Here is a 25,328-nt window from a genome sequence, read left to right as displayed (position 1 = left end):
GGGGGTTACCGGGTGGGCGGTGCGCCGGTGAGGCGCTGATGGCTGCGGGCATCGGGGGTGCCGCGCAGCTTTCGCCGGGCCTTTTCCCGCCAGTTGGGGGCCAGGGCCTCGCAGTCGGCGAGTTGCTGCAGGTGCTGGGGGTCCGGTTGCCGATAGACCGCTGCCATGGCCGCGGCGATGCAGAGGCTGTCGGGCTGGCGTTCGAGGTGTTCGATGGTATCGCCCACGGTGAGGGTGCCCGGTTGCAGTACGCGGTAGAACCAGCCGCAGCGGCCGGTCTCCTGGACCTCGCGCGCCAGGCCCGGGATGCCGAAGCGCACGTCGAGCTTCCAGCACGGCGTGCGGGGCTGGCTGACCTGCACCCGGGTGGTGCCGATGCGATAGATATCGCCGATGTGCACGCTGTGCTCGTCCATGCCGTGGCTGGCGAGGTTCTCGCCGAAGCCGGGGGCGGCGAAGCGGGCGGCCTGGTCCGGGTACTGTGCCTGCCAGCCGGCATAACGGTCCAGGCTGTAGTGGAGCAGGGCCCGCTCCGGTCCGCCGTGGTTGTCGGGGTCCGCCTGCTCGTCACCGACCAGGCCAAGGGGCTCTACCGCCACCGCGCCGGGCACCGGCTGCTTGTCGATGGCGCTGGCGCGGCCATTGGCGAAGTCCGTGGCCACGCGGCCGGTGTAGAGGCCGATGAGTCGGTTGGCAGTCATGCGGGTGCAGTCCCAGGCTAGCGCGGAGTCTTGACGATACAACGTCCATACACCGGTGACGACTGGTGGTTCAGCGCCCGCCCAGATAGAGCAGCCGCGCGATGAAGGCGATGCCCAGGATGATCCAGCCGATGGGATAGGGCAGCACGCCGGAGAAGAAGGCGGTCAGGCTGGCGACGAGCAGGGCGCCGATGACGAGCAGGGGGATGTCCATGCCCTTGAGAGCCGGGATTCCCGTCGATGTTCCGCTGCGGTAGGTCGGGGCGACGGGTTCGGGGTTGCAGGGCGCCTTGCGGCTGGGGTATGCGTAGGGCCGTATCTTGGGTATGGACAGGGGGCATCACATGGGGAAACGTGCGTACACGGCGGTTGCGGGCTGGGTCGTCGCGGGGCTGATGGGGGTGGGCAGCGTGGGCGCGGCCGACATCGACGGGGCTGGGGATCACCCGGATGTGCCGCGGGTGGCGGGTTCGTACATCGTGTATCAGGACCAGAGCGATTTTGACCGGCTCACGGTGCCCACCGGGCCGTGGGACGCGGATGGGTTCGAGTCGGTCGAACGGCTGGAGGGCGAAGTCCTGCGCCTGAGCTATAACTTCGAGGACCCCAGCGTAACCACGCTGCGGGTGAAGCGCAGCTACCTGCAGGCGCTGGAGGCACGCGGTTTCGAGATCCTGTTTACCGGCTCCGAGGAGGAGCTCTCTGGCGGGGCGGGACGGACCTTTTTCCGGGAGTCCGGCCTGTTCGAGCGGGGGGCGCGCGATTGCTGCCGGGTGGCCAACCGGGATCGTCAGGTGCGCTACATCGCGGCGCGCTCCGAGGCCGGGGATGTGCTGGCGGGGATTGCCGTGTTCAACGCCCGTCGGGTCGACGGCCCGGCAGTCTCCAAGGCGATCGTGACCGCGGAGGATATGGATACGACCATGGATCACCAGCCGCTGACCGCCGGCGAGATGGAGACCGGCCTGATCGAGGACGGCCGCGTGGCGGTGCAGGACATTCTGTTCGAGGTGAACAGCGCGGCGATCCTCCCGGAATCCGCCGCGGCGCTGGCGACGATCGCGGACCTGATGAACGAGCAGTCATCCATGGAGCTGCTGGTGGTCGGGCATACCGACAACACCGGTGACTTTGACTACAACGTGTCGCTGTCCCTGGAGCGCGCGCAGTCCGTGGTGAACTGGCTGCGCGATCAGCACGGGATTGCAGGAGGCCGGCTTCAGGCCGCCGGGGCCGGAATGATGGCGCCGGTCACCACCAACCGCACGGAGGCAGGGCGGGCCCAGAACCGCCGTGTGGAGCTGGTCGAGCGCGGCGGATAGCGGCGCGGGCCGGGCCCGAGCCGGGTGTTCAGCCCCCGGGTGTCGCGTGCCAGCGTTCGAGGATGTGGAGGATAGGGTCGATGGCGGGCGGATCGTCCGTCAGCGGGCCGGGCACCAGCAGCCCCCGGTGCGAGGCCTCGAGGATCAGCGGATCCGGATGCCCGTCCAGGCGGAGCGATTCCACTGGCACCACGCCGTCGCCCAGCTCCTCGTCGGTCTGCTCCCACCACTCGCTGATGCGTCCGGCGACGGCCTCCAGGTCGATCTGCTCGTCCAGCGCGGCCAGACTCTCGCGCATGGCGGGGGTAGGTTCGGGTAGCTTGCCGCCGATGATGCGGACCGGGATGGCCTCCGGCCAGGGGCGCGCGTTCAGTTCGGCCAGGAATTGGCTGTCCGGGCGGAGGTCGATCTTGGCCGCCCCGGTGCCGTCGCGCAGGCCGGCAAACAGCGAGAAGCGTTGTTCCTGGATGTCGGCCAGCCATTCGCGGACCTCCAGCCAGACCCGCAGGCGGGCCCACTCGGAGCCGTGGTTGGGGGTGGCGACGAGGATCACGCCCGCGATCGGCCGTCCCCCGACCTTGGGAGGCGTGCCTTCGGGGTGCCGGTAGCGCGTCACGAAATCGCGAATCACCAGGCCGCCCATGCTGTGGCCGATCAGGATCAGCGGGTCGTCGCCCTCCAGTTGCGCCCAGTGCTCGGCAAGGAGGTCCGCGCTGTGGTCGATGGCCTGGTCGTTGGGATAGCGGAACTCCCAGGCATTGATCCCGGCGTCGTCCAGGGCGGGGGCGAGCGTGTCCCATATGTCTCCGGGCTCGTCCAGGCCGTGCAGCAGCAGCACTTCCGGCGGATGGCCGTCATCGAACCGCTCGGAGCGCGGCACGAAGCCGCGCAGCTCGTCGGGCAGTTCCATCGCCTCGGGGAACCACTCGTGCAGGCGGTCCTGGACCTCGACCCGCAGTTCGCGCTCCTGCTCTGGATTCTGCTCGGCCCAGCCGACCCAGATCGCCAGGGCGAGCAGGGGCAGGCCTACCAGGATCAGGAAGGCAACAAGACCCCGGCGGCGCCGGGACGGTTCGGGACGTGCGGCATTCATGGACGATCACCATCGGACAAGCCGGCCTCCACGGCAAGAGGGATCCGGTGGGGGTGTCGGGGCTGCCCGGTCCCCTGTGTATGATGGCAGGACGACCCTTTCGGACGTTTCGATATGCGACGCGCGTTCTTGCTCCCCTGGCTTTTTCTCCCCTTCCTGCTGCTGTCCGCCTGTGCCGGACTGGACGTCCGCGATTTCGGTCTGAACGGCGGCGGGGATCGCGCCGAGGAGGCGATTCGCGAGGCCCTGCGGGTGGGGACCGAGCGCACGGTGCAGCGGACCGGGCGCGAGGATGGCTACTGGGGCAACGCGCTGATCCGGATCGGGCTGCCGCAGGAACTGGAGCAGGCCGGGGACGTGCTGCGCCGGGTCGGATTCGCCAGCGAGGTGGACGACCTCGAGCGGCGCATGAACCGGGCGGCGGAGGCGGCGGCGCAGGAGGCGGTGCCGGTGTTCGTCAGTGCGATCCGCGGGATGCGCCCGGATGATGTGTACGGCGTGCTGCGCGGCGACGAGGACGCCGCCACGCAGTATCTGCGCGGGGCGTCGGAGTCCACCCTGCGCGAACGTTACATGCCGATCGTGCGCGAGCAGATGGAGCGGGCCGACGTTTACCGGGTGTACCAGCCGCTGCGCGATGCGGCGGGCCGTATTCCCGGGCTGTCCGGGCTGGACGTGGACCTGGACCGCTACGTGACCGACCACGCCCTGGACGGGCTGTTCACCATCCTCGCGGACGAGGAGCGGCGCATCCGCGAGGAACCGGCCGCTCGAACGACCCAGCTCCTGCGGGACTATTTCGGTCAGTAGCGCACCGCGTGGAGATGGCCGGTGTGCGGCGTGTCGGAAAGCAGCAGGGATGGGATCTCTTCGGCCCGTAACGGGCGGGCGAAGTAGTAGCCCTGGATGCAATCGAATTTCAGTTCGCGGCCGATTGCCAGTTGTTCCTTCGTCTCCACGCCCTCGGCGATGGTTCGCAGGCCCAGTGACTCGGCCAGCAGGACCATGCCGCGCGAGAGGTCGTGGGCGGACGGATCAATGCCGAGTCCGGAGATCAGCTGGCGGTCGATCTTGAGGATGTCGATGGGGAAGCGGTTGAGGTAGGCCAGCGAGGAATAACCCGTGCCGAAGTCGTCGATGGCGAGCTGGATGCCGAGTGACTTGAGCTGCTTCAGGGCATCGGTGGCCGCGTCCATCGCCAGCACTGTCTCGGTCAGTTCGATGTGCAGCAACTCCGGCGGTAGCCGATGGCGATCCAGCGCGGCCGCGACATGGGCCGCCATTTCGGGGCGGACGATGTCGTGCGCCGAGAGGTTGATAGCCACGTACCATGCGGGGCGGCCGTGTTCGGCGGCCAGAGCGTTCCACGCGGCCGCCTGGCGGCAGCCCTCGTCCAGGGCCAGATCGCAGATGTCATGGATTAACGTGGAATCCTCCGCCACGTCCAGAAACTCCGCCGGGGATAGTTCTCCGCGGATGGGGTGTTGCCAGCGGATCAGCGCCTCGACGCCAACATGGCGCTCCTGCGCCAGGGAGTAAATCGGTTGGTAGCGCAGGAAAAACTCGTTGTGCCGCAGCCCGCGCCGGATATCGAATTCCTGGCGCATGCGCCGCAGTTCCTCGGTGACCGGGTGCAGCGCGGGGATGACCAGCCAGGCCATCAGCTGGCCGATGCCAATGAAAAAGCCGGTGCGGGTGAGCCAGCGCTCGGTTTCCTGGGCGATGCCGGCGGTGACATCCACCGGCGTCATGGGTCCGGCCAGCACGCCGGCCACCAGGGCCACGACCAGCGCGGCGGTCGCGCCGAAGCGCGCGGCGGCGAACAGGATGGGGACGTAGTAAAAGTGCGGGACGATGCTGTCCGCGCCGCCCCCGGTGTAGACGATCAGCCAGGACAGGGCGAGGCCGCCTAGGATCAGCAGGCTGGCGGTCACGAACGACATGCCGACCCATGCGCGCAGGGTGGTCCGGGCGAGGTAGTCGGAGTAGCGGATGCCGCCGGTAGCGGGGAGGGGCGAGTGGTACCTGGGCATCACGCACTTCCTTTGGCCAGTCCAGGGCCGGTTGCGGCGCCACGGGCCAGGGCCAGGCCCGGTCCGGATGCCGATCGAAGGTTCCGGATGTCCGGAACCGCCGCGTCTTCATCCGAGTGTAGTCCATCCTTGCAAAAACAACGTGATGCGCAACAGATGTCCTGTCGGGGGCGAGGTGGTTGCAGGAAACGCCTGGGCGCGATTCGTGTGTCCGTGGGGCGGACACTGGAAGCGGTGCGGGCCGTGGCCCGCACCGGGCGGCGGGTTTGGGGTTAGTCGCAAGCCGATGCGGGTGCCGGGAGGTTGCCGCGTACGCAGGTGCTGATCTCCGGCGGGTTCTCGTTGCTGCGCAGGCGCACAAAGCGACCGTCGAGTTCGCCGGCGGCATTGGTCGGGTAGTGATCGCCCAGGTGCATGCCGACCCCGTGCATGACCCAGTAGTTGAGGGTGTGCGCCTCGCCGTGGGGCTGTTCCAGGTAGACCAGCGTGGTCCCGTGGCGGGTCTCGGTCACGATCAGGCGCCGGACCAGCTCGCCGGCCTCGAAGTCGGCGTAGCCCAGAGCGTGGCTGCTGGCAGTGCCGCCGCGCATCCCGCGCATCTCGATGGTGTGGTTGGTCTGGATGAGCCGGAAGCGACCGTGGGGCTGGCCGCCCTGCATCTCGCCGTCGAAGCGCATGACCATCTTCATGCTGCTGTCCCGGGCCGAGGACGCATACAGCCGCCGCGCCTCCTCGATGCTGGAGACGGCCGCCGGCTCCATCGCCTGGTGGTTCTGGTACCAGGTCATCCAGAAGCTGACCGGGCCGTTATCGACTGCATCCGGGCAGGCGCCGTCGGCGTGGAGCTCGAAGCGGTCAAAGCCCAGATCCACCGAGCCGCGCCCCTTGTTGGTGACCAGGGCGCGGGCAAAGATGACCTCGGGGGGCGTGTCGAGGCTGGCCATCGCGCGGTAGCGTTCGTCCCATGAGCATTGCGTGGCACCGCGTCCAGGCAGGGCCTGGCGGCTGACCTGGCGTGCCTCGCGCGAGCCACGCTCGGCGCGGTACTGGTCGAGCAGCGCGTGGGTGCCGGCGTCCAGCAGGCTCGTGTCCACTGCCTGGATGTTGCGGTCGAACTGGCGGTCGGCGCCCGGGGTGGCGTGCGCGGCCGAGGCGGCCATGCCGAGGGTCAGGGCCAGACCCAGGGCGAGTAGGCGGGCGGGTGTCGGGTGGGTACGCATCAGTCGGTTCTCCGTTGGGTTATTGCCATTGCAGGTCCATGCGTTGCTGCATGCGGTGCCATTCGGCGGTGATGATGTTGCCCGCCACGCGATGGGCGGCGTCCATGCGCGGGCGTGCCTCGGGGTAGAGGAGCATCACGGCCTCGCTGGCGCGGGCGAAGTCGCGCCGCGTGCGGTAGTGCACCATGGTGTGCACCAGCAGGCTGTCGAGATCGTCGAAGGAGCGGTCGGCGGCCTGGCGGTAGCGCTCCATGCGCTCCGGGGTCAGTTCGAGCTGGCGGTGGGTCTGCGACAAGCCGTCGAACAGGGCGAAGAAGCCCATCCCCAGATCGGCCCCCTGGCGCAGGGCGTGATCGCCCAGCTGACGCTGCAGGACCTCGCCGGCGCCGAACAGCCCGCCGTTGTGGTCGCGGGCCAGAAGACCGAACAGGCTGTCGGCGACGCTGGACGAGGCGCCGCGGGGCCGAGCGAGTTCGCGGATCTGGCGGTCCAGGCGCTGGTGCCCGGCATCCAGCAGGAGTTCGAGGGCCGGGGCGGTGTCGTCACCCAGCGCGTGCAGAACTCCCTGCCGCTGTCCGGATGGCAGGCGCTCGAGGTCCCGCAAGACCCCGGCGACATCGCGCGATCCGATCTGCAGGCGCTCGAGCTCGCCGCGCACGGCGGCTTCCGGATCCTCCAGTACGCGCGCGAGCTGGCGCACCTGGTGCCCGGCGCGTTCGCCCACCACCCCGTGCCGGCCCAGCTCGCCAAGGATGGCGGTGACCTGTTCCAGCCCTCCCGCGGGGGTGCGGCCAGGTTCCGTGGCTGCGACCAGGGCGCTGCCGAAATCCATGGCGGGGATGCCGGAGCCGCGGCTGGCGTGATCGAGCATGCCGCTCATGCGATGGGTCTGTTGCGCGCCGTAGGCCATCGCGGCGGTCTGCAGCAGGCGTCCGGCCAGACCGGCGATATCGCGCGAGGACTCGCCCACCGCCTCGTCCACCCAGCCGGCGAGATCGCCCTGCGCCGTGTAGGGCGAGAGATAGGCACCCCGGTTGTGGGGCAGGGGCTCCGGGGCCACGGCGGCCGTGGCGGGCAGGCAAAGCAGGACCCCCAGCCCGAGCAGGCCAGGGCGAAGCCAGGGGACGAACCTGGCAGTCAAGCCGGACATGCGCAGCGGCATGGGGCGTGTCCCTCCCTGTCGGGTGGTCGCGGCCCATTCGGATCCGTTCCGTCATGTTCGCCGCCGATCCTGAAGGATCGCCACCTACGGCCGAGACTAGGCGAAGCGGTTGCCGAGGTCAAAGCCGCGAGTGGCGCCGCGCCTGCCGGAGTCGCGAACGGCCGATCGGGCGGGTGTCGGCCATGGAGGTTCCCAGCGCCAGCGCGAGGCTGGGTCCCGGCAGGGGCGTGACGGCCATCGCTCCAATGACTGCGGCCACGTGGTTCTCCCGGCGCGTTGGCGATTCCGACCACGGCATCCAGGTGCCCGGTAGGCGCCACGATCTCAATGATCCAGCGACTCGCGAGCCCTCTCCTGGCGGATGTCCGACATGGTAGCAAGGGTTCTCGTTAGGTGGCGTTAGGCGCGATTTGTGGGGCCTCGGGAATGCCGTGATAATCTCCACTCCGGGGCGCCGCCTCGGCCTTCCAGCGCGACCCCGGGGCCTGAATGCTGAAGAAGATCAAGGTGGAGCATGTTGTCTGCGGGATGTTCATCCGCGAGCTTTGTGGCTCGTGGATGGAACATCCCTTCTGGCGCACGCGCTTCTTGCTGGACGATGCGAAGGACCTCGCGACCCTGCGTGAAAGCAGTATCCGCGAGGTCTGGATCGACACCACCAGGGGGCGGGACGTGGAGGGTGCGGAGGCCGTCATGACTCCGGCGGAGCGGGATGCCGAGGTGCAGGCCGCGCTGGAGTCGGTCCCGGATGCCGGGCGTGATCGGGAGCCCGCATCTACCCGGGAGGAGCTGGAACGGGCGGCGACCATTTGCCGGAAATCGCGGCAGGCGATGACCTCGATCTTCGGGGAGGCGCGCATGGGGCGCGCGGTGGATACCGAACTGGCGCGCAAGGTGGTCGAGGAGATCACCGACTCCGTGACCCGCAACTCCCGTGCCCTGGTCAGCCTGGCGCGGCTGAAGAATGCGGACGACTACACCTACATGCACTCGGTCGCGGTATGCGCGCTGATGGTGGCACTGGGCCGCGAACTGGGACTGGAGGACGACGCGGTGCTGGCGGCCGGCGAGGCGGGGCTGATGCACGACATCGGCAAGGCCGCGATGCCGCTGGAGGTGCTCAACAAGCCGGGCAAGCTCACCCCCGAAGAGTTTGTCGTGATGAAGCGCCATCCGGCGGAGGGGCGGCGCATTCTGCAGGCCGCCGAAGAAGACCTCCACCCGGTCACCCTGGATGTCTGTCTGCATCACCACGAGAAGATGGATGGTTCGGGGTATCCCGAGGGGCTCGCAGGGGACCAGATCACGCTCTACGCGAAAATGGGCGCGGTCTGCGATGTCTACGACGCGATCACGTCGAATCGCCCCTACAAGGCCGGTTGGGACCCGGGCGAGTCGATTCGCAGGATGGCCGAGTGGGCCGACGGGCACTTCGATCCCATGGTGTTCCAGGCCTTTGTAAAGAGCCTGGGGATCTACCCGGTGGGTTCGCTGGTGCGTCTGGAATCCGGACGGATCGGCGTGGTCGTCGACCAGTCATCCGGCTCGCTGCTCAAGCCGGTGGTGAAGATCTTCTATTCGACGAGCTCGGGCTGCCGGATACCCCCGAAGGTGGTGGACCTCTCTGCGCCGCACGTTCAGGAGGTTATTGCCGGGCGCGAGGACCCCACGGCATGGCCGTTTCCGGACCTGGATGAGCTGTGGTCCGGTCTGCCCGGCGGCAACGGATAAAGGAGACGCTACGCCGCCCCCGGTGGCGGGTCGTCAGAACAGGCCGCAGGCGGGTCCTGTCCGCGCCGAGCGAACCCCGCGGATGTCCGGATGGGCCCGCAGCTCATCCATCATTTCGCTGTACAGGCCATCCGGGACATCCCGTGCAAAGGTGATGTCGACCCGGCCGCTGCGTCTCATGTTGTAGGCCGTAAAGGCGTCTGCATCGTAGTCGAACAGGATGTGGGACAGCGCATCCTCGGACGCTCGTGCCTCCGGCGTGGTCGCATGGGTGGTAGCGCAGCCGGACAGGGTTAGAGGTAGAGCGAGAACTAGGATCAGTACGAGGGGCGATAAAAGGATCTTCATGGTGGACCTCCGTGCCGGACGCGATCAAATCGGCGGTTCCCGGGTTGTGCGGCTTTCCTTCGTTACCGGGTGGGAGGTGGCAACCAGGGGCCATCATTCATCTTTGAGCTTCGCCATCAGCTTTCATTTTTTATGTCAAAACATGAAGGAAAGCAAGGGTTGTGCGCGGCTTAAGCAGTGAGACCCCGGGGAGACGCGGATTCAATCCGCGTCTCCCTAGCCGAGCAGGCGCAGGACGAGCCGGGGTGCCAGATTGGCCTGGGCGAGGTTGGCGATGCCGGCCTGCTGGAGGATCTGGGCACGGATCAGCGCCGCGACCTCGGCGGCGTAGTCGGTGTCGAGGATCCGGCTGCGCGCGGCCTGGAGGTTTTCGCTCCCGATGCCCAGGTTGTCGATGGTCGCTTCGAGCCGGTTCTGTACCGCGCCGAGGCGACTGCGGCGCGCGCTGATCCGGTCCAGGGCCTGGTCGAGCCGGGCGAGGGCGTCGCTGGCCCCCTGGGCCGTGCCCAGGTCGATCCCGGCCAGGTTTCCCTCCACGGCGGCGGTGGCGGGCAGCCCCAGGGTGGCGAGGCCGGCGGTCCCGCTGATGGTGATGGTCTCGCGCGCTGTGATATCCAGGCGTCCGTCGAGGGTTGCGGAGGCGCGCGCCGGGCTTTCGAGTTCGCGATTGATAGCGGTGGCCAGGGCCGCGACCGAGTCGTAGTTCCCGTCCGGGACGTCGATCTCCGGGGCGTCGCCGATACGGATGCGAAAGTCCCCCGCGACGGTGAACGGACCGTTCGCGAACAGCGCGGTCAGGTCCCCCGAGCGGCTGGTGGCGACCGCCCCGAGCCGGCGCGTACCCATGCCGTCGCCGAGATCCACGGCGAGGGTCTGCCCGGCGTTGGCGCCGACCTGAAAGAACGCGGTGGACGCGCTTCCATCGAGCAGGGTGCGGCCGTTGAATGTGGTCTGGGTGACCACCCGGTCAGTCTCGGCCAGCAACTGCCGGGCCTCCTGGTTCAGGGCGCGGCGGTCGGACGCGGACAGGGTGCCGTTGGCCGCCTGCAGCGCCAGCTCGCGGATCCGCTGGAGGTTGCCGCTCATGGACCCCAGCCCGCCCTCGGCGGTGCGCGCCAGTGCGATGCCGTCCTGCGCATTGCGCATGGCCTGGTTCAGGCCCCGGATCTGGGTGGTGAAGCGTTCGCTGATGGCACGCCCGGCGGCGTCGTCGCGCGCCGAATTGATACGACGCCCGGAGGCCAGGCGTTGCAGGGCGACCTGCAGGGCACCCTGGGAAGCGCGCAGGTTGCGCCGGGTATTCAGCGACAGGAGATTCGTGTTGATCACCTGGGCCATGTTGTCGGGTCTCGTGGCCCGTGAGCGGGCCTCTTTGGTACCCGGTGCCGTGCCGCCGGGATCAGGTCACCGGATTTTCCCGGGGACAGCTCGTTAACGGCCGTTTTGAACCAGACTTTAGGACCGGGGTGGGCAACAGGCGCCCCGGGTGATGGCTCGCCCGGCGGATCCGCGTCAGGGGCGGAGGGCTGTTTCCTCCGGCGCCAGGTGCCCCCAGAGGTCCAGCAGGCGTTCCTGGCGGCCGCAGCCCACCACGTAGTCGGCGTAGCGCTCCGGGTGTTTCCGGTAGTAGTCCTGGTGGGTGTCTTCCGCGCGGTAGAAGGGCGCTGCGTCGCGGACTGGGGTGATAACGGGCCGGTCGAACCGTCCGCTGCGGTCGAGTTCGGTGCGCGAGGCCTCGGCGATTGCCCGCTGGCGCGCGTCCTGTACGAAGATCGCGGTGTGGTAGTGGGGCCCGCGATCGCAGAACTGACCATGGGCATCCAGCGGATCGATGCTGCGCCAGAAGGTGTTCAGGATTTCGTCGTAGGTGATGCGCTGGGGGTCGTAGTGGATACGCACGGCCTCGACATGGCCGGTTCGCCCGGTGGTGACTTCCCAGTACGCGGGATCCGGGGTGTGGCCGCCGGTGTAGCCCAGTTCGGTTCCAAGCACGCCTTCCAGTGCATCGAAGGGCGGCTGCATGGACCAGAAGCAACCCCCTGCCAGCACGGCGTGCCGGGTGCCCTCGGTCTGGGCCAGGGCGGGCGCCGAGAGCAGGAGCAGGGCGACGATCCAGAATGCGCGGGTACAGGGCATGCAGGTTGATCCGTGTGTCCGTAGCGAGGCCGTCAAGTCTTCGGACCCGAATCGGCGCCCGGAGTGCCGCACGCTGCCGGCATGCCGTTTGGCTAGGGAAACACTGATTAATGTACACACTCGCGCTCGAGTCGCTTTTGCGTGCGAACAAGGCGCGGTGACCGCGGTGCAGTCATTCTGCATAAGGGAACCGCAACGCAGTTCCCACGCAAAAGCGGCCGAGCCCGTGCTTCAGTGGCATGTGGGGTTGGCACCCCAAGTTCCCCGATCCTGCGTTGCGCCACTTGCGGGTAGAACCACTACCCGCTGCACGACGCGCCTTGTCTCGGAAAACCTGGGGTGCCAACGCGAGTGTGTACATTAATCAGTGTTTCCCTAGGGAGACGCTGATTTAATCGCGCGTCCGCGCTCGAGTCGCTTTTGCGTGCGAACAAGGCGCGGTGACTGCCGTGCAGTCATTCTGCACAAGGGAACCGCAACGCAGTTCCCACGCCCGTTTTTGATGACAACGGGCGGCCGAGCCCCTGCGCTCAATGGCTTGCGGGGTTGGTACCCCCTGTTCCCCGATCCTGCGTTGCGCCGCTTGCGGGTAGAACCACTACCCGCTGCTCGACGCGCCTTGTCTCGGAAAACAGGGGGTACCAACGCGGACGTGCGATTAAATCAGCGTCTCCCTAGCGGCCCTCGCGGGGGATGGAGGAGACGGATTCGACCACCCGGTTGGCGCCCTCGCGGATCTCGTCGACGATGCCCTGCACCGTCTGTACCTGGGCATCGGCTTGCTCGGCGACGTCGCGCACGGTGCTGATGCGTTCGCCGATCTCGCGGGTGCGTTCCAGGTTGCCGTTGATGACCTCGGCGATGCGGGTGGTCGCCTCGCTCGTGTTGGCGGCGAGCTTCCGTACCTCCTGGGCCACCACCGCGAACCCGCGTCCCTGTTCGCCGGCGCGGGCGGCCTCGATGGCGGCATTCAGCGACAGCATCCGGGTGGTTTCGGCCACGGTGCGGATCGTCTCGATGATGGACTCGATGTTACGGGCCTCGGCGTTCAGACGCTCGACCGCCTCCTGGGTGCCGGTTACCTCGGCGCGGATCTGCTCGGTGTGCTGGGCGTTCTGTTGCAGGGACTCTGCTCCGTGGCGGGCGTGGTCGGCGGTCTTCTGCGCCATCTCGTGGGCGACGGACGTGGCCTCCCGGGTGCGTTCGGCGGTATGCACGCTGGCGGTGATGTCGGTGGCGAACTTGATGACCTTCTCGACCCGGCCGTGGGCGTCGAGGATCGGGTTGTAGGTCGCCTCCAGCCACAGTTCCTCGCCGTTGGCCTTCAGTCGGCGGAACTTGCCGCTCATGAACTGCCCGCGGGCCAGGCGTTCCCAGAAGTCCGGATGGTCGCGATAGAAGTCTTCGTCGCAAAAGATGCGATGGTGATGACCGCGGATCGCGTCGAGCTCGTAGCCCACCGCACGCAGGAAATTCTCGTTTGCCCTGATGATCTCGCCGTTCGGGGTGAATTCGATGACGGCCATGGAGCGGTCCAGCGCGGAGAAGATGGCCTCCTGGTCACGCAGCTGTTCGTGCTTCTCGGTTACGTCGTAGGCGATCTTCGCGACCTTCTCGACCTGGCCGTGGGCGTCGCGGACGGGGAAGTAGGTGGCTTCCAGCCAGATGGTCTCGCCCGCGCGGGTCACCCGCGGGAAGGTGCCGGTATGGGATTCCCCGTTCTGCAGACGGCGCCAGAAGGCCTGGTATTCGATGGAGCGGGCGTACTCGGGGCTGCAGAACATCCGGTGGTGCTGGCCGATCACGTCCTCGCGGGCGTGGCCGACGGTCTCCAGAAACCGGTCGTTGGCGTCGAGCACCTGCCCGCGCGGGTTGAACTCGATGTAGGCGACGGCCTCGCGGATCGCGTCGAGCACGGGGGGTTCGGCGGGTTCGGGGCTGGAATCGGCGGGGGCGGTTGAGAGCGAGGCGAAGAAGGAAAGCATGGCGGGCTCCTGGACGTAACAAGGGTGGAGGTCACTACCTTTGCACTAACTGTACAGTAAGTGTACAAGAGCAGTACAGGTAATTGGAAAGGAGCACGGCAATGGACTATCCGACACGATCCGCGACTTCGATGATGGCCCTCGGGCTGGGCCTCGCGCTGCTGCTGGCCGGCTGCGGCGGAACCTTCCCGCAGCCCGGTCCGGATCGGGCGTTCGACGATGGACTGACGGCCGGGGACCTGTTTCAGCGCACCCTGGCGGCCCACGGCGGGGACCTGCGCGGGTACGCCGGCGACCTGAACCAGGCCACCGATGGCGAGTGGGGGCGCATGATCCAGCGTATCCAGCCGCTGGTGGCGGATGCTGGCTATCGCGGGCTGGGGGAGGAACGCTACCGGCCGGCCGATGACCTCTACGCCGTCCACTACACCGGTCCCGAGGGCACCAAGAGTGTGTTCCGCCAGGGCGATGAATTTCGCGTGTACTACGACGGCGAGCGCAGCACGGACCCCGAGCGCATCCGTGCCAGTGCGATGACCACCGATGCCGGCGAGCTGTTCCACTACGGCCCGAGCTTCGTGAAGCACCGCACCACCGGGATGGAGCGGCTGGCGGATCGGCGCGAGGACGGGGTGGACTACTACCGGGTGCTGGCCACCCTGGAGCCCGGCTTCGGCGAGGCGGATGCCGATGAAGTGGTGATGTGGATCCATCCGGAGACCGGGCTACTGTATCGCGTGCATATCACGCTGAACGGGTTCGGACCGACCCAGGGGGCCCACGTGGACACGACCTTCCGGGAGTACGCGGAGATCGAGGGATTCGTCCTGCCCACGCGCTTCGAGGAGCGGGTGCGTGGCCCGCTGCGCCTGTTCGTGCACGAGTGGTGGGTGACCGGCCGCGACAGCGGCCGAGGCTGGGAGGCCGGGGATGTGCGCGGGCCTGGATTCTCCGGGGTGGCGGCACCGGCCGCGGCCGAATCCCCGGCTCCATAGCAGGAACCGGGGCATGGCATACTTCAGGCGCCATGAACAAGACGCACCCTAACGACACCCAGTCGACAAGCCGGTCACCTGCGCGGGACACAGAGAGCGACGTGGCCCCGGCCGGCGCGCATGGCGCCTGGGGTAGCTGCGCGGCCGAGCCCTACTGGCTGGAGGTGGCCGAAGAGCTGGGCATCGAGCCGGAAGTCGAGCCCCGTTCGCCGCCGCCTGCTTCCTGAAGGCGGCGGATGACCTCGAGGGCCGTGCGCCGGCTGTAGTCGTGGATCTTCCAGTGGTCCGGCATCCAGCCGACCAGGAAGCGGTAGAAGTCGGCCTGGGCGACGGGGAACAGGGCGCGCCACTCGCGCTCGATGGCCCCGGCCGCGTCGCCCTTTCCGCCCGCGTGCAGGGCCGCGACCAGCGCCGCGAAATAGGCATCCAGCAGTTCCGCCTCCCAGTCCTCCTGTTCCCGTTCGTCCAGGCAGCTGCCGAGGAAATAGGCGACGTCGCGCATCCCGCAGCCACCGCCCACGTACTGGAAGTCGACCGCGGCGACGGCATCCCTGTCCGGGGCAAAGCAGAAGTTCGCGACCTTGGCATCGCCGTGGACGACGGTACGGTGGCGGGCGCCGGTCAGGGCGGTGTCCAGCGCGGGTGCCGCGTCGCGAATCGCCAAGTCCTCGATGGCGGCCCATTCGTCCGGACGGGTGGCGAGGTGCCAGTAGCTGCCCTCGGGCCACAGCCCGGTGGGTGCCTGGTGCATGAACCGTGCATGGAAGCGCGCGAGCCAGTGCAGGCACAGCCGCGCCTGCGTCCGCGTCAGGTGTTCCCGGCGCAGCGGGAAGCCCGCGGCGTCGAGGTCCTCGAGGACGATCAGGTGTTCGTCGCCGATGGTCGCGGTCGCAAGACACCGGGGGACCCGGCTGTCGGGGCCGCACTGGCCGGCCCAGTCGCGATACCAGGCCATTTCCACCTGGTAGGAACGGACCTTGCGTTGATGCGAGCGGTCGTTGCTCCAGCCACGCGGATGGTCCAGTTCGTCGGGAAAGACGATGTGCTTGAGGATGACCGTGGGCACGTCGGCACCCTCGAGGTGGTAGCGGACGATCTCGCCGTAGCCACTCCACAGGCTCTGGACCACCGGGCCGCGCACCGCGTCGCGCGCGCCGGTAGCCTGCAGGACGAAACGGGTCGGAGCGTCGCTCATCCGCGGTCGGGCAGGGCGCGGCAGCTCCAGAATACCCCTACCATCTCGAGCATCGCGGCGTCGCCGCGCGTCCAGAACACAATGTCGTCGGTGGGGTTGGCATAGCGTTCGCCGTAGGCCGTTTCAGTGGCCTGCAGGCGCGCGCGGGCGCCGTTGAAGGCCAGCAGGGCCCGGTCGTCCTCGAAGGTGGCGGTCAACTCCGGGCCATAGGCGCAGATGTAGGCCACCTCGCGCGGGGCGTCATCGCCGCGCGGCAGCGCGCTGCAGCCGGCGATCAGCATGGTTCCTGCCAGTAGGATTGCGGCGCGCACGCGGTGCCCTCCGGTTGGTGACCATTCATCGTAGCGTCCCCGCGCCGAGCGGTTCACGAGGCCTTGCTCGGCCGGGGTTGTTGGGGCGCGCGGGCCCGGTGCGGTGTTCAGGCGCTGAAGCCCGGATGCGCGGCGGGTGATACGGGCCGCGCCAGAAGGTGTTCGCAGTCGGCGGCGGGCTGCGGGCGGGCGAACAGGAAGCCCTGCAGGGTCTGGCAGCCTTCCTCCTGAAGGAAGGCCTGCTGTTCCGGGGTCTCCACCCCCTCGGCGACGGATTCGAGGCCCAGGTTGTCGGCCAGGCCGAGGATGGTGCGCACGATGGCGGCGTCGCTGTTGCCGGGTTGCAGGTCCGCGACGAAGCAGCGGTCGATCTTCAGCACGTCCAGCGGGAAACGACGCAGGTAGGCGAGCGAGGAATACCCGGTCCCGAAGTCATCAAGGGCGACCCGCACCCCGCGCTCGCGGAACTGGCCCAGGGTGCGGATGACATGGTCGATGTCGGTCATCAGCATGCTCTCGGTGACTTCCAGTTCCAGGGAATTGGCGTCGAGGCCGGTTTCTTCCAGCACCTGGTCGATACAGGTGGCCATCTGTCGGTTGCGGAACTGCGGGGCGGCCAGGTTGACGGACATGTGCACCGCGGGCAGTCCCCCTCGGTGCCACGCGTGGCACTGGCGGCAGGCCTCGGTCAGGATCCACTGACCGAGTTCGACGATCAGCCCGGTCTCCTCGAGGATCGGGATGAAGGCGCCCGGCGAATGGACCGTACCGGCGGCGTCCTCCCAGCGGAGCAGGGCCTCCACGCCGACGATGCGCCCGTCCCCCGCGGCGACCCGCGGCTGGTAGTGGAGGAAAAACCCTTCCTGATGGTCGACCGCGCGCCGGAGCTGGCCTTCCAGCGAGACACGGGCCCGCACATCGCTGTTGAGATCGCCGGAGGAGAACTCGATGGCGTTGCCTTCGGTGCGCTTGGCCTGGTGCATCGCGGACTCGGCACGACGCATCAGGTCTGCGGTGTCCCGGGTATCGTGGGGATACACGGCGACGCCGATGGACCCCGGGACGTACAGCTCGTGTTCGCCGGCCTTGATGACCTGGCGCAGGGATTCCAGCAGGCGGGTGACCGAGCCGGCGACGGCCCCGGGGGCCTCCACCGGCAGCAGCGCGCCGAACTCGTCGCCACCCAGCCGGGCGAGGACGCCGCCGCCCGGCAGTCGGTTCTCCAGGCGCCGGGCCACGTGCTGCAGAACCTCGTCGCCGGTGGCCTGGCCCATGCCTTCGTTGACGCTCTTGAAACGGTCGAGGCCGATGTGGGCCAGCACCAGCAGGCGACCCAGACGTTCGGCGTCAGCCACGGCCTGGCTGGCACGTTCGGCGAACCGGGTGCGGTTGGGCAGTCCGGTCAGTGCATCGTGGTAGGTGATGAAGTGCAGCTGCCGTTCCGCCTCCCGCCGTTCCGTGATGTCGTGAACCACGCCGGCCATGCGTTGCGGGCGGCCCTGGGCGTCGAAGTCCACCGTCCCGCGCTGGTAGACCACCCGGATGCTGCCATCCGGGCGGACAATGCGGTGTTCGATGTCGTATTCCGGACCCCCCGGGGTCAGGGCATCGTCGACCGCCCGTTGCACGCGCTCGCGGTCGTCCGGGTGCACCGCCTGCATGAAGGCCTCGTGGGTGGCGCCCCACTGGTCGTATTCGAGGCCGAAGATCCGGAAGACCTCGTCGGACCAGCGGATGACCCCGGCCTCGAAATCCGAGATCCAGTTGCCCAGATGGGCGATCTGCTGGGCCTCCTGCAGTTCTGCCTCGCGCCGTTCCAGCGCCAGGCGCGCGGCGCGGCGTTCGGTGATGTCCTGGAACGAGACCACGGCGCCGGTCACGCGGCCCCGGGCATCGAACAGCGGGGCGGCGTTGATCAGTACCGGGAAGCCGTGCCCCGTTCGGCTCCAGAAATACTCCTCATAGCCCTGCAGGGGCTCGCCGGTATGCAGGACCCGGTAGACCGGGCATTCGGTGGGCGGGAAGGCCTGGCCGTCAGGCCGGGTATGGTGCGAGAGCTCGTGCGAACTGCGGCCCAGGGCCTCGTCTTCGCTGGCGAACCCGAGCAGTTCGCAGGCCGCGGGGTTCAGGAAGGTGTAGTGGCCGTCGGCATCGATACCGAAGACGCCCTCGGCCAGGCTCCCCAGCAGGTTGTCGCGCAGGATCTCGCCCTGCTTGCGGTCGGTGACGTCGATGCCGAGGGTCTGGAAGTGGGTGATCGCTCCGGCCTCGTCGAAGAAGGCGCGGCTGGTCCAGCGGATCCAGCGATCCACCCCGTCGCCGCGGCGCACCGGATTCTCGATGGTGCGTACGGGTGCGTCGGGGGTGTAGCGCAGCAGGTCGGCGCGGTTCTCGGGCTGCCGGTCTTCGGGCAGGTCCTGAATCCAGCGGTGACCCTGCAGGCCGCCGGTGGGCAGTGCAAAGTACTCATGGGCCGCCCGGTTGGCATAGAAGATGGTCGTATCGGGTCGATAGCAGATGATGATGAAGGGGTGGTTTTCCACCAGATCCTCGTACTGGATCTCCACCCCGGACAAATCGCTCATGCACTTCCCCTGTCGGCCGCGGCCCGGAGGGCCCCTGCCCATCCTCACGTATTGGCCGATTCTGTCAGGGGTCTCAAGGAGGCGCAAACCGTCATCGAGACGCCGATTTCAGGCTCCGTAACGCGGTGCAAACGCCGCGCGGGGAGCCGCCATTGAGCACAAAGTCTTCAGCGCGGGCGTTTGCCGGAGTGGAGCTGATCGACCTGATCGAGCGGGTCGTGTTCGTCTTCTTGCTGGCGAACGCGGCGTTCGTGGGTCCGCGGGTCGGTGAGCGAGGGGTCGGCCTGCACGTTGCGCACCACGAGGAAGGTCCACACCGTGGCGAACACCCAGAGGAACAGGCCGATCGCCAGCGGGAAGCCGCCGTAGCCGGAGATCCCCGCCAGTCCGGTCAGCAGGGCGTAGGCGAGGGAGACGAGGGCGGCGGCCCAGACAACGGCGATTGGCGCGGCGCAGCTATGGGCGGCGGCGCCGTAGCGGTAGGCACCCACCGGGGGCAGCACGATCCCGAGGAGTCGATAGAGCGCGGGTTCGTGGGTCGGGTTGTGCAGGGTGGTCATGTCGGTCTCTCCCTTCGGGGTGCCGCATTCCCCGGAGTCTGGTCCGAATCCGGGGCGTTTTCCACGTGGTCGCGCGAAACGTTCGCCAGGACCGGACGTGGATCACGGACCGGGACGGGCTGTGCCCGGTGCGCCGGGCCGGTCACGGGCCGCCTGCGACTCCTTTGGATAACCGGTGTCGGGGGTGGTTCAGATCGCCGCGGGGTTGTTGTCGGCCATGGCGATCGCGACGCGGTCGCGCCCGTTGCGCTTGGCCTGGTACAGGGCGCGGTCCGCGGCCTCCAGGACCTGGTGGGCGGGGCTGGTGGAGTCGGGGATCAGGCTGCCGACTCCGGCGCTGGCGGTCAGCGTGGTGGCCACGCGCGAACTGGCATGCGGGATCGCTTCCTCGCGGATGCGCTGGAGGCAGCGTTCGGCGAGGGCGTGGGCCGCCTCCGGAGCGGTGTCCGGCAGGATCAGCACGAATTCCTCCCCGCCCAGGCGGGCCAGCAGATCCTGTTCGCGGCCAACGACACTCGCGAGGCCGGCGGCGATCCGTTGCAGGCAGAGGTCTCCGGCCGGGTGGCCGTAGCGGTCGTTGTATTCCTTGAAGTGGTCGATATCGAGCATGATGACGGCGAGCGGGCGCTGGTCGCGCCGGGCATGTGCCCATTCGCGTTCGAGCACCTGGTCGAACTGGCGCCGGTTGGCGATGCCGGTCAGCGAGTCGCGGTAGGACAATGCCTCCAGCTCGGTCTTCAGGCGCAGCAGCTCCTCTTCCTGCTGCTTGCGCTCGCTGATGTCGAACATAAAGCCCACGAGTGCCTCGACCTCGCCGTCCTTGCGCACCACGTGGACGACATCGCGAATCCAGATGTAATGACCATCCCGGGTCAGGGCGCGGTAGTCGGCCTCGTGGTCGACCCCGGACTGTGATTGCGTTACGCAGAAGTTGACGACCGATTCACGGTCGTCCGGGTGCATGCGCTCCACCCAGTCGTCGATGCTGACCCAGCTCTCCGGCGTCCAGCCCAGCAGGGCCTCGATCTGGGGGCCGATGTAGGTGAACCGCATGGTGGCCCAGTCGATGCGCCAGGGGATGGCGCGGGTGGATTCCAGCAGGGTGCGATAGACCGTGCTGTCCGGCTCCATCTCGGTGCGGGCCACGGGGGCTGCGGCATCCTGTTCGCTGTCCGCGTTCGCATCCTGCGGTCCGTTGGGGAGAGTGGCATCCATGGCGAATCGGGTCCTTGTTCGGAGTTTCAGCTGGTGGCGAGGGGCTGGATCAGCAGTTCGATCTCTGGCGCGAAGATGGCGCTGCCGGGCGCGGTGCCGGCCGGCAGTACGCGCAGCACCAGCCGCGCGGGGGCGACACCAGCGCCCTCCAGACGGCGCCCGGCGGACAGGGCGTCGGCCTCGGCGGTACCGGCCTGTTCGCCGGCGGACTCCACGGTCGGGCGGACGGCGATGACGGTCACCAGGCTCGCGCGGAACTCGTCCAGCAGACGGCCGATGGTGTCCAGGGCGCGGTCCTGGCCAGTGCCTTCCGGCAGGGTCACGCGGATGCCCGAGTCCCGGTGCTCGATCGTGGCGGGCTGCCCGGCCAGTTCCTGGCGCAGCCGGGCGCCGAGCACGTCCATGTAATAACCCAGGCGATCCGGGTCCAGGGTCTCGTGCCCCTCTTCGCGCAGGGTGGCGCGCCGTTCCTCTTCGGCACGGTCCGAACGGGCAATGTACAGGCCCTCTGCCGGCGCCTGCGGCTCGTCCGGCTCGGCCGGGGCCTCGGGGGTAGCGTTCGGCTCCGGGTCCGCCTGAGGAGGCGGGCTTTCGGCAGTGGTGTCCGCCGGGGATGGGGCGGAGGCCGAGGGTTCGGTCGCGGGGGGCGGGTCCCCGTCGGGTTCGACCGGTAGCAGGCCGCAGCCTGTGGCGGTGGCGGCCAGCCACAAGGCAAGCGCCAGGAGGTGGCCCGGGCGGCGCGTACTGAATGGGTGGGACATGCTCTCCTCAGTGTTGGCGACACCAGTCGAGGAAGGCCTCGGCGGACAGGGGGCGACTGAAATGGTAGCCCTGTCCCCCGTCGACGCCCTGCTTGCGCAGCCATTCGACCTGGTGGGGCGATTCGATGCCTTCGGCGACGATATGCAGTTCCAGGGAACGGGCCATCTCGATGATGTGACCGATCACGCTGCTGGTCACCGCCTCGTGGGCGATGGCATCGGCAAAGGTCTTGTCGATCTTCAGTGTATCCAGTTCGAAACGCTCGAGGTAGGAAAGGCTTGAATATCCTGTGCCAAAGTCATCGATGGCGATGCGGTGTCCGCGGCCGCGCAGTTCCCGCAGGCGCCCGCGCACGGCGTCCTCGTTCAGCAGCGAACGTTCGGTCAGCTCCAGCTTGATCGAGGCGGGGGCGACGCCGGCCTCGCGCAGGGCCGTGCGCAGGGCATCGCCGAAGCGGTCCGAGGAAAGGTCGTGGCCAGTGATGTTGAGGTTGACGGTCTGTTCCGGGTGCGCCCGCAGGCTGTCGCCCAGGTCACGCAGGATGGCGCGCAGGATCGCGAGCGTCAGGTCGGTGGCCTGACCGGTGTCCTCGGCCAGCGGGACAAAGACATCCGGGCGGATGGTCTCGTCCCCCTCGCGGTGCCAGCGGGCAAGGGCCTCGGCACCGCGGCAGCGGCCGTCGGTGAGATCGACGATGGGCTGGTATTCGACGCTTATCTGGTCCCGGGCGATGGCCTCGCGCAGTTCACTGGCCAGGCTCAGGTGGCGCCGCAGGTACTGCACCACCAGGAGCAGCCACAGTGCCACCAGCAGGAGCCCGAAGAGACCCGCTACCACCAGGGTCGGCAGGTAGCGGTCCCAGAAGGCGGCCAGCGGCTGGACGGCGATGATGTCGATGGGAAAGATCGTGTCCAGCGAAAACCGGCTGACGATGCGCCCACGGGACCGGTCGACGCTGAGGCCGGCGGGGGTGGCCTCGGGCGCGGGGAGGTCCGCATTCGCGGGGTACTGGCTCATGGGCAGACCCTCCACCCACAGGCCGACCTGCTGGGCTTCCAGCAGGCCCGGGCTGATCAGCAGGCGCGGATCGATGGCTACGTCGTGCTGGCCGTAGCGCATCAGGAACAGTTCCACGCCGCCCACGGCGGTATCCGCGCCGGGCCACCAGGCGATGACGCCGCTGTCGTAGATGCGGCTGGCCCGCGGCGGCGTCAGGGCCTCGCCCTGGACGAATCCGGCCCCGCACTGGCGCTCGGCCGCGCGCCAGTAGCCGATGGCGCGCACATGCGGCCGGGCCATGGCCGCGTCTTGCAGGCGTTCGAGGTGTTCCGGGGAGCAGCCGTCCAGCTCCAGCTGGTTGAGCGCGTCCAGCAGTTCGCGGGCATCGACCAGGGTGGTCTCGGTCTGTTCGCCCAGGCGCTCGGCGAGTTCGGCCAGGCGCTTCTCCTCGGCGACCACGGATTCCTGCCACAGGAACCAGGCCAGCGCCGCCAGCGGCAGCAGGATGCCGAGCAGGGCCGCAGCCGAGACCGAGAGCAGGACCTTGTCGCGTCGGGCGATCATGTTCACCGGGGCAGGGAGCCAATGCTTTGAGAGTAGCACGGGGCCGCGCCCGCACTCGTTGTCTCACTGCGTTTTCTCGACGTCTATGCTCGTAGCAGAAGGTTGAACGTCGGGAGGTATCGCCATGCAAACCCGTCGAGGGAGGATCGAAGGCCGGGAGGGATCGGTTTCCAGCCCTGTGGGGCCTGGGGTGGAGGCCCCGCGCAGCGAGCTCAGCATGCATGATGGCGTAACCGTGTGGTGCGACTGCTGTTCCTGCGAGGCCGAGCCGTACTGGGCCGAGGTCGCCGGGGAGCTGGGCATCGATCTCGATCCGGACGAGGGCGGCGAGCGGGACGGCGGGTAATGAGCGGTGCCCCGCCGGAACGCGGTTCAGTCGCAGGTGCCGATGGAATCTCGGGCGCAGATTCGCCCGTCGGTCCAGATGCTGCGGCCGAGTCGGGCGCCGTCCAGACGCACGCCCGAAAGGTCCGCGCCGGTCAGGTTGGCGTGCGCGAGATTGGCGTTCTCGAGATTGGTGTCGACCAAACGTGCACGGATCAGGTCGGCGCCGGTCAGGTTGGCACCCGCGAGATCGATGCCCTCCAGACCGGCCAGGGTGAGGTCCGCGAAGCGCAGGTCGGCGTGGGTGAGGCGGGCGCCGTGCAGACGCGCCCCGGGGAGTCGCGTGTTGTGCATTGATGCGCCACTCAGGTCGGTGCCGCGCAGATCCGCCCCGGCCTTGTCGCAGTAGTTCCAGTTGACGCCCGGCGCCGGTGACGCATCACAGTCAGGTCCTGTGTCGCGCTCGAAGGTGATGCCGAAACCGATCATCACGGCGAGTGCCAGAGCGATCACCAGGCCCCCGGCGATCCACGGCCGGGGCCCGCGGACCCAGCGCCTCCAGGGGGGTGGTGTCCGGTCGAGGATCTCGGCCCATTGCTGGCGGTGGGAGATCGTCTCCGGTGATTCCGGGCACCGGCGGTCACCCTTGCGGCGTTCGCCGATCTCGGGGGGCGGGTCGTCGTGGCGACGTTCGCGGCGGCGCTCGTCTTCGCGCAGGCGCGCCTGCTCCAGGCGTTCGCGACCCTCGGGGGTGTGGGCGTTCTGCAGTTCTTCGGGGATCAGGTGCGGGCGCTGGTCGATGCGCCACCAGGTCTCGCGGTCGAGACTGACCTCGTCATCCGGGCGCAGGCGGCCGAGGATCAGGAAGCGGCCGATCGACCGCCGAGGATAGGGGCCGCAGACCTGGTCGCCACGCCGCGTAAACCACAGCTCGTGGCGTTCGGTGCCGGGTTCCGGGGGCGGATCAGCCGGGCCGGGTGGGTCATTGGGGGCGTCGTGGGTCACGGCTCTCCCGGGGTGGCGTCGCGTCCGTTGCGACGGATGTCGCGAGTATAGGGCATGGTCTCGGCCTGCACCGGGTCAGGACCCCGCTGGCCGGATCTTCCGGGTCTCGAGTTGTTCGCGCAGTTCGTCGGCGGTGGGCCGGGCCTTTTCGAGGATCTCGTCGATGCGGTTGAAGTGCAGCAGGCGGATGCCGCCGGTATCCGGCACCAGGTAGAGGTCGGGTGGGTCCAGGCGCGTCATGTGGCGAATGATGGAGCCCTGCATGATGCTGAAGCTCTTGAACAGCAGGTCGGCGATGCCGATGTCGTCGGTGTCGTTATGCGCCCCGTTGCCGGAGACGTCCACGGCGATCACGTAGTCGTACTTTCCCTGCAGCAGATCGTAGGGCAGCGGGTTGGAGGCGCCTCCATCGATCAGGTACTGGGCATCGCCGTAGCGGACCGGCTCGAACAGTCCCGGCACCGCCATGCTGGCCTCGATGGCCATGAACAGGTCGCCCTCGTCGATTACCACGCTCTCGCCGGTGCGAAAGTCGGTCGCGACCACCGCGAACGGGATGCGCAGGTCGTCGAAGTCGCGGGCGTCGGTATGCTCGGCGAGGAAACGCAGGAACTCGCCGGAGTCGAACAGGGCATTGCGGCCGATTCGCAGCGGGACCAGGTCCAGCAGCTTGATCTCCGAGCGCGCCAGGCCGGTCAGGGCATCCAGTTCCGAGCCTGCGAAGTCGTCGAACAGGTCGAGGATCTCGTCGGCGTCCAGCCCCGCGGCATAAAGCCCGCCGATTACGGCCCCGATACTGGTGCCGGTGATGCGGTCGGGGTGGATGCCAAGGTCGTCGAAGACCTGAAGCATGGCGATATGGGCCAGTCCACCGGCACCGCCCGAGCCCAGTGCCAGCCCGATGGTCGGCGATGACGATTCGGCGCGATCCGCCGCCAGGGACGCGGGTGCGACACACAGCGACAGGACGAGGCAGAGAACGAACAGCGGTTTCATGTGGGGGTGTGCTTCCGAATCAAGGTGGCCATGCTGCTACCCTGAGCCCGAATGTTGCCGGGGGCAAGCGAATGGAATCCATCCGT

General features: G+C 68.4%; 24 protein-coding genes and 1 pseudogene. 5 read left to right on the top strand and 20 right to left on the bottom strand.

The window, feature by feature from the left end:
* Positions 1–5: 5 nt before the first annotated feature.
* Together F572_RS0114490 and F572_RS15830 are read right to left on the bottom strand one after the other, a co-directional pair.
* Positions 6–701: an MOSC domain-containing protein gene (locus F572_RS0114490; protein ID WP_017941058.1), complete on the bottom strand. Its 696-nt coding sequence runs from the start codon at positions 699–701 to the stop codon at positions 6–8.
* A gap of 70 nt (positions 702–771) precedes the next feature.
* Complete coding sequence (locus tag F572_RS15830) at positions 772–915, bottom strand: hypothetical protein (RefSeq protein ID WP_017941059.1); 144 nt, start codon at positions 913–915, stop codon at positions 772–774.
* Positions 916–1,045: 130 nt separating this feature from the next.
* Here F572_RS15830 and F572_RS0114480 point away from each other — a divergent pair, with 130 nt between their 5' ends.
* The gene (locus F572_RS0114480) at positions 1,046–2,023 is read left to right on the top strand and encodes an OmpA family protein (protein WP_017941060.1); all 978 of its coding nucleotides are present in this window, start codon (positions 1,046–1,048) and stop codon (positions 2,021–2,023) included.
* 28 nt (positions 2,024–2,051) lie between these two features.
* Here the strand turns inward: F572_RS0114480 and F572_RS0114475 are convergent, their stop codons facing one another.
* On the bottom strand, positions 2,052–3,116 hold the full coding sequence (locus F572_RS0114475) for a triacylglycerol lipase (RefSeq protein WP_017941061.1): 1,065 nt from the start codon (positions 3,114–3,116) through the stop codon (positions 2,052–2,054).
* A gap of 114 nt (positions 3,117–3,230) precedes the next feature.
* Here F572_RS0114475 and F572_RS0114470 point away from each other — a divergent pair, with 114 nt between their 5' ends.
* Complete coding sequence (locus tag F572_RS0114470) at positions 3,231–3,926, top strand: DUF4197 domain-containing protein (protein ID WP_017941062.1); 696 nt, start codon at positions 3,231–3,233, stop codon at positions 3,924–3,926.
* On the opposite strand, the gene F572_RS0114465 is transcribed toward F572_RS0114470, so the two are convergent.
* From F572_RS0114465 to F572_RS15725, 4 genes and pseudogenes are all read right to left on the bottom strand, one after another.
* Positions 3,920–5,149, bottom strand: coding sequence for an EAL domain-containing protein (locus tag F572_RS0114465; protein WP_017941063.1), 1,230 nt, complete (start codon positions 5,147–5,149; stop codon positions 3,920–3,922). The two genes, F572_RS0114470 and F572_RS0114465, sit on opposite strands and share 7 nt — an antisense overlap.
* Positions 5,150–5,421: 272 nt before the next feature.
* Positions 5,422–6,369: a hypothetical protein gene (locus F572_RS0114460; RefSeq protein ID WP_017941064.1), complete on the bottom strand. Its 948-nt coding sequence runs from the start codon at positions 6,367–6,369 to the stop codon at positions 5,422–5,424.
* Positions 6,370–6,388: 19 nt separating this feature from the next.
* Positions 6,389–7,531, bottom strand: a complete 1,143-nt coding sequence (locus F572_RS0114455; RefSeq protein WP_017941065.1) for a hypothetical protein — start codon at positions 7,529–7,531, stop codon at positions 6,389–6,391.
* Positions 7,532–7,685: 154 nt separating this feature from the next.
* Positions 7,686–7,799 (bottom strand): annotated as a pseudogene (locus F572_RS15725) (TIGR00341 family protein); the annotation flags it as partial.
* A 221-nt stretch (positions 7,800–8,020) separates the two neighbouring features.
* On the opposite strand from F572_RS15725, the gene F572_RS0114450 reads away from it, so the two are divergent.
* Positions 8,021–9,262 carry an HD-GYP domain-containing protein gene (locus F572_RS0114450; protein ID WP_017941066.1) on the top strand — a complete coding sequence of 414 codons (1,242 nt, stop codon included), beginning with the start codon at positions 8,021–8,023 and terminating at the stop codon, positions 9,260–9,262.
* 33 nt (positions 9,263–9,295) lie between these two features.
* On the opposite strand, the gene F572_RS0114445 is transcribed toward F572_RS0114450, so the two are convergent.
* From F572_RS0114445 to F572_RS0114430, 4 genes are all read right to left on the bottom strand, one after another.
* Positions 9,296–9,610, bottom strand: a complete 315-nt coding sequence (locus F572_RS0114445; RefSeq protein WP_017941067.1) for a hypothetical protein — start codon at positions 9,608–9,610, stop codon at positions 9,296–9,298.
* 216 nt (positions 9,611–9,826) lie between these two features.
* The gene (locus tag F572_RS0114440; protein ID WP_017941068.1) at positions 9,827–10,948 is read right to left on the bottom strand and encodes a flagellin; all 1,122 of its coding nucleotides are present in this window, start codon (positions 10,946–10,948) and stop codon (positions 9,827–9,829) included.
* A gap of 174 nt (positions 10,949–11,122) precedes the next feature.
* Positions 11,123–11,746, bottom strand: coding sequence for a peptide-methionine (S)-S-oxide reductase MsrA (msrA, locus tag F572_RS0114435; protein WP_017941069.1), 624 nt, complete (start codon positions 11,744–11,746; stop codon positions 11,123–11,125).
* A gap of 674 nt (positions 11,747–12,420) precedes the next feature.
* Positions 12,421–13,731 (bottom strand): PAS domain S-box protein, encoded by a 1,311-nt coding sequence (locus tag F572_RS0114430; protein WP_017941660.1) that lies wholly within the window; start codon positions 13,729–13,731, stop codon positions 12,421–12,423.
* Between the two features lie 101 nt (positions 13,732–13,832).
* On the opposite strand from F572_RS0114430, the gene F572_RS0114425 reads away from it, so the two are divergent.
* Positions 13,833–14,726: a hypothetical protein gene (locus tag F572_RS0114425; protein ID WP_017941659.1), complete on the top strand. Its 894-nt coding sequence runs from the start codon at positions 13,833–13,835 to the stop codon at positions 14,724–14,726.
* Positions 14,727–14,877: 151 nt separating this feature from the next.
* Here F572_RS0114425 and F572_RS0114420 read toward each other — a convergent pair whose 3' ends face one another.
* The 7 genes from F572_RS0114420 to F572_RS0114390 all read right to left on the bottom strand — a co-directional run bounded on the left by F572_RS0114420 (position 14,878) and on the right by F572_RS0114390 (position 22,917).
* Positions 14,878–15,921: a phosphotransferase gene (locus F572_RS0114420; protein WP_017941658.1), complete on the bottom strand. Its 1,044-nt coding sequence runs from the start codon at positions 15,919–15,921 to the stop codon at positions 14,878–14,880.
* A complete protein-coding gene (locus F572_RS0114415; protein WP_017941657.1) occupies positions 15,918–16,202 on the bottom strand; it encodes an MliC family protein in 285 nt (94 codons plus the stop codon). Before F572_RS0114415 ends, F572_RS0114420 begins: the two co-directional genes overlap by 4 nt.
* A 137-nt stretch (positions 16,203–16,339) precedes the next feature.
* A complete protein-coding gene (locus F572_RS0114410; RefSeq protein ID WP_017941656.1) occupies positions 16,340–18,817 on the bottom strand; it encodes a bifunctional diguanylate cyclase/phosphodiesterase in 2,478 nt (825 codons plus the stop codon).
* A gap of 167 nt (positions 18,818–18,984) precedes the next feature.
* Positions 18,985–19,377 carry a hypothetical protein gene (locus tag F572_RS0114405; protein ID WP_017941655.1) on the bottom strand — a complete coding sequence of 131 codons (393 nt, stop codon included), beginning with the start codon at positions 19,375–19,377 and terminating at the stop codon, positions 18,985–18,987.
* A gap of 189 nt (positions 19,378–19,566) precedes the next feature.
* Positions 19,567–20,508 carry a diguanylate cyclase domain-containing protein gene (locus F572_RS0114400; RefSeq protein ID WP_369772162.1) on the bottom strand — a complete coding sequence of 314 codons (942 nt, stop codon included), beginning with the start codon at positions 20,506–20,508 and terminating at the stop codon, positions 19,567–19,569.
* Positions 20,509–20,618: 110 nt separating this feature from the next.
* Positions 20,619–21,353 carry a hypothetical protein gene (locus tag F572_RS0114395; protein ID WP_026142984.1) on the bottom strand — a complete coding sequence of 245 codons (735 nt, stop codon included), beginning with the start codon at positions 21,351–21,353 and terminating at the stop codon, positions 20,619–20,621.
* Between the two features lie 7 nt (positions 21,354–21,360).
* Positions 21,361–22,917 carry an EAL domain-containing protein gene (locus F572_RS0114390; protein WP_017941653.1) on the bottom strand — a complete coding sequence of 519 codons (1,557 nt, stop codon included), beginning with the start codon at positions 22,915–22,917 and terminating at the stop codon, positions 21,361–21,363.
* A gap of 217 nt (positions 22,918–23,134) precedes the next feature.
* On the opposite strand from F572_RS0114390, the gene F572_RS16025 reads away from it, so the two are divergent.
* Complete coding sequence (locus tag F572_RS16025) at positions 23,135–23,263, top strand: hypothetical protein (protein WP_255349334.1); 129 nt, start codon at positions 23,135–23,137, stop codon at positions 23,261–23,263.
* Between the two features lie 26 nt (positions 23,264–23,289).
* On the opposite strand, the gene F572_RS0114380 is transcribed toward F572_RS16025, so the two are convergent.
* Both F572_RS0114380 and F572_RS0114375 read right to left on the bottom strand, forming a co-directional pair.
* Positions 23,290–24,246 (bottom strand): pentapeptide repeat-containing protein, encoded by a 957-nt coding sequence (locus tag F572_RS0114380; RefSeq protein ID WP_017941651.1) that lies wholly within the window; start codon positions 24,244–24,246, stop codon positions 23,290–23,292.
* A gap of 75 nt (positions 24,247–24,321) precedes the next feature.
* Positions 24,322–25,242: a patatin-like phospholipase family protein gene (locus tag F572_RS0114375; protein ID WP_017941650.1), complete on the bottom strand. Its 921-nt coding sequence runs from the start codon at positions 25,240–25,242 to the stop codon at positions 24,322–24,324.
* Between the last annotated feature and the right edge of the window lie 86 nt (positions 25,243–25,328).

It is taken from the genome of Thioalkalivibrio sp. ALE14 (genome assembly GCF_000376845.1).
Classification (GTDB): Bacteria; Pseudomonadota; Gammaproteobacteria; order Ectothiorhodospirales; family Ectothiorhodospiraceae; genus Thioalkalivibrio.
The sequence above is the reverse complement of the archived record's forward strand: the minus strand, read 5'-3'. Positions and strand labels throughout refer to the sequence as shown.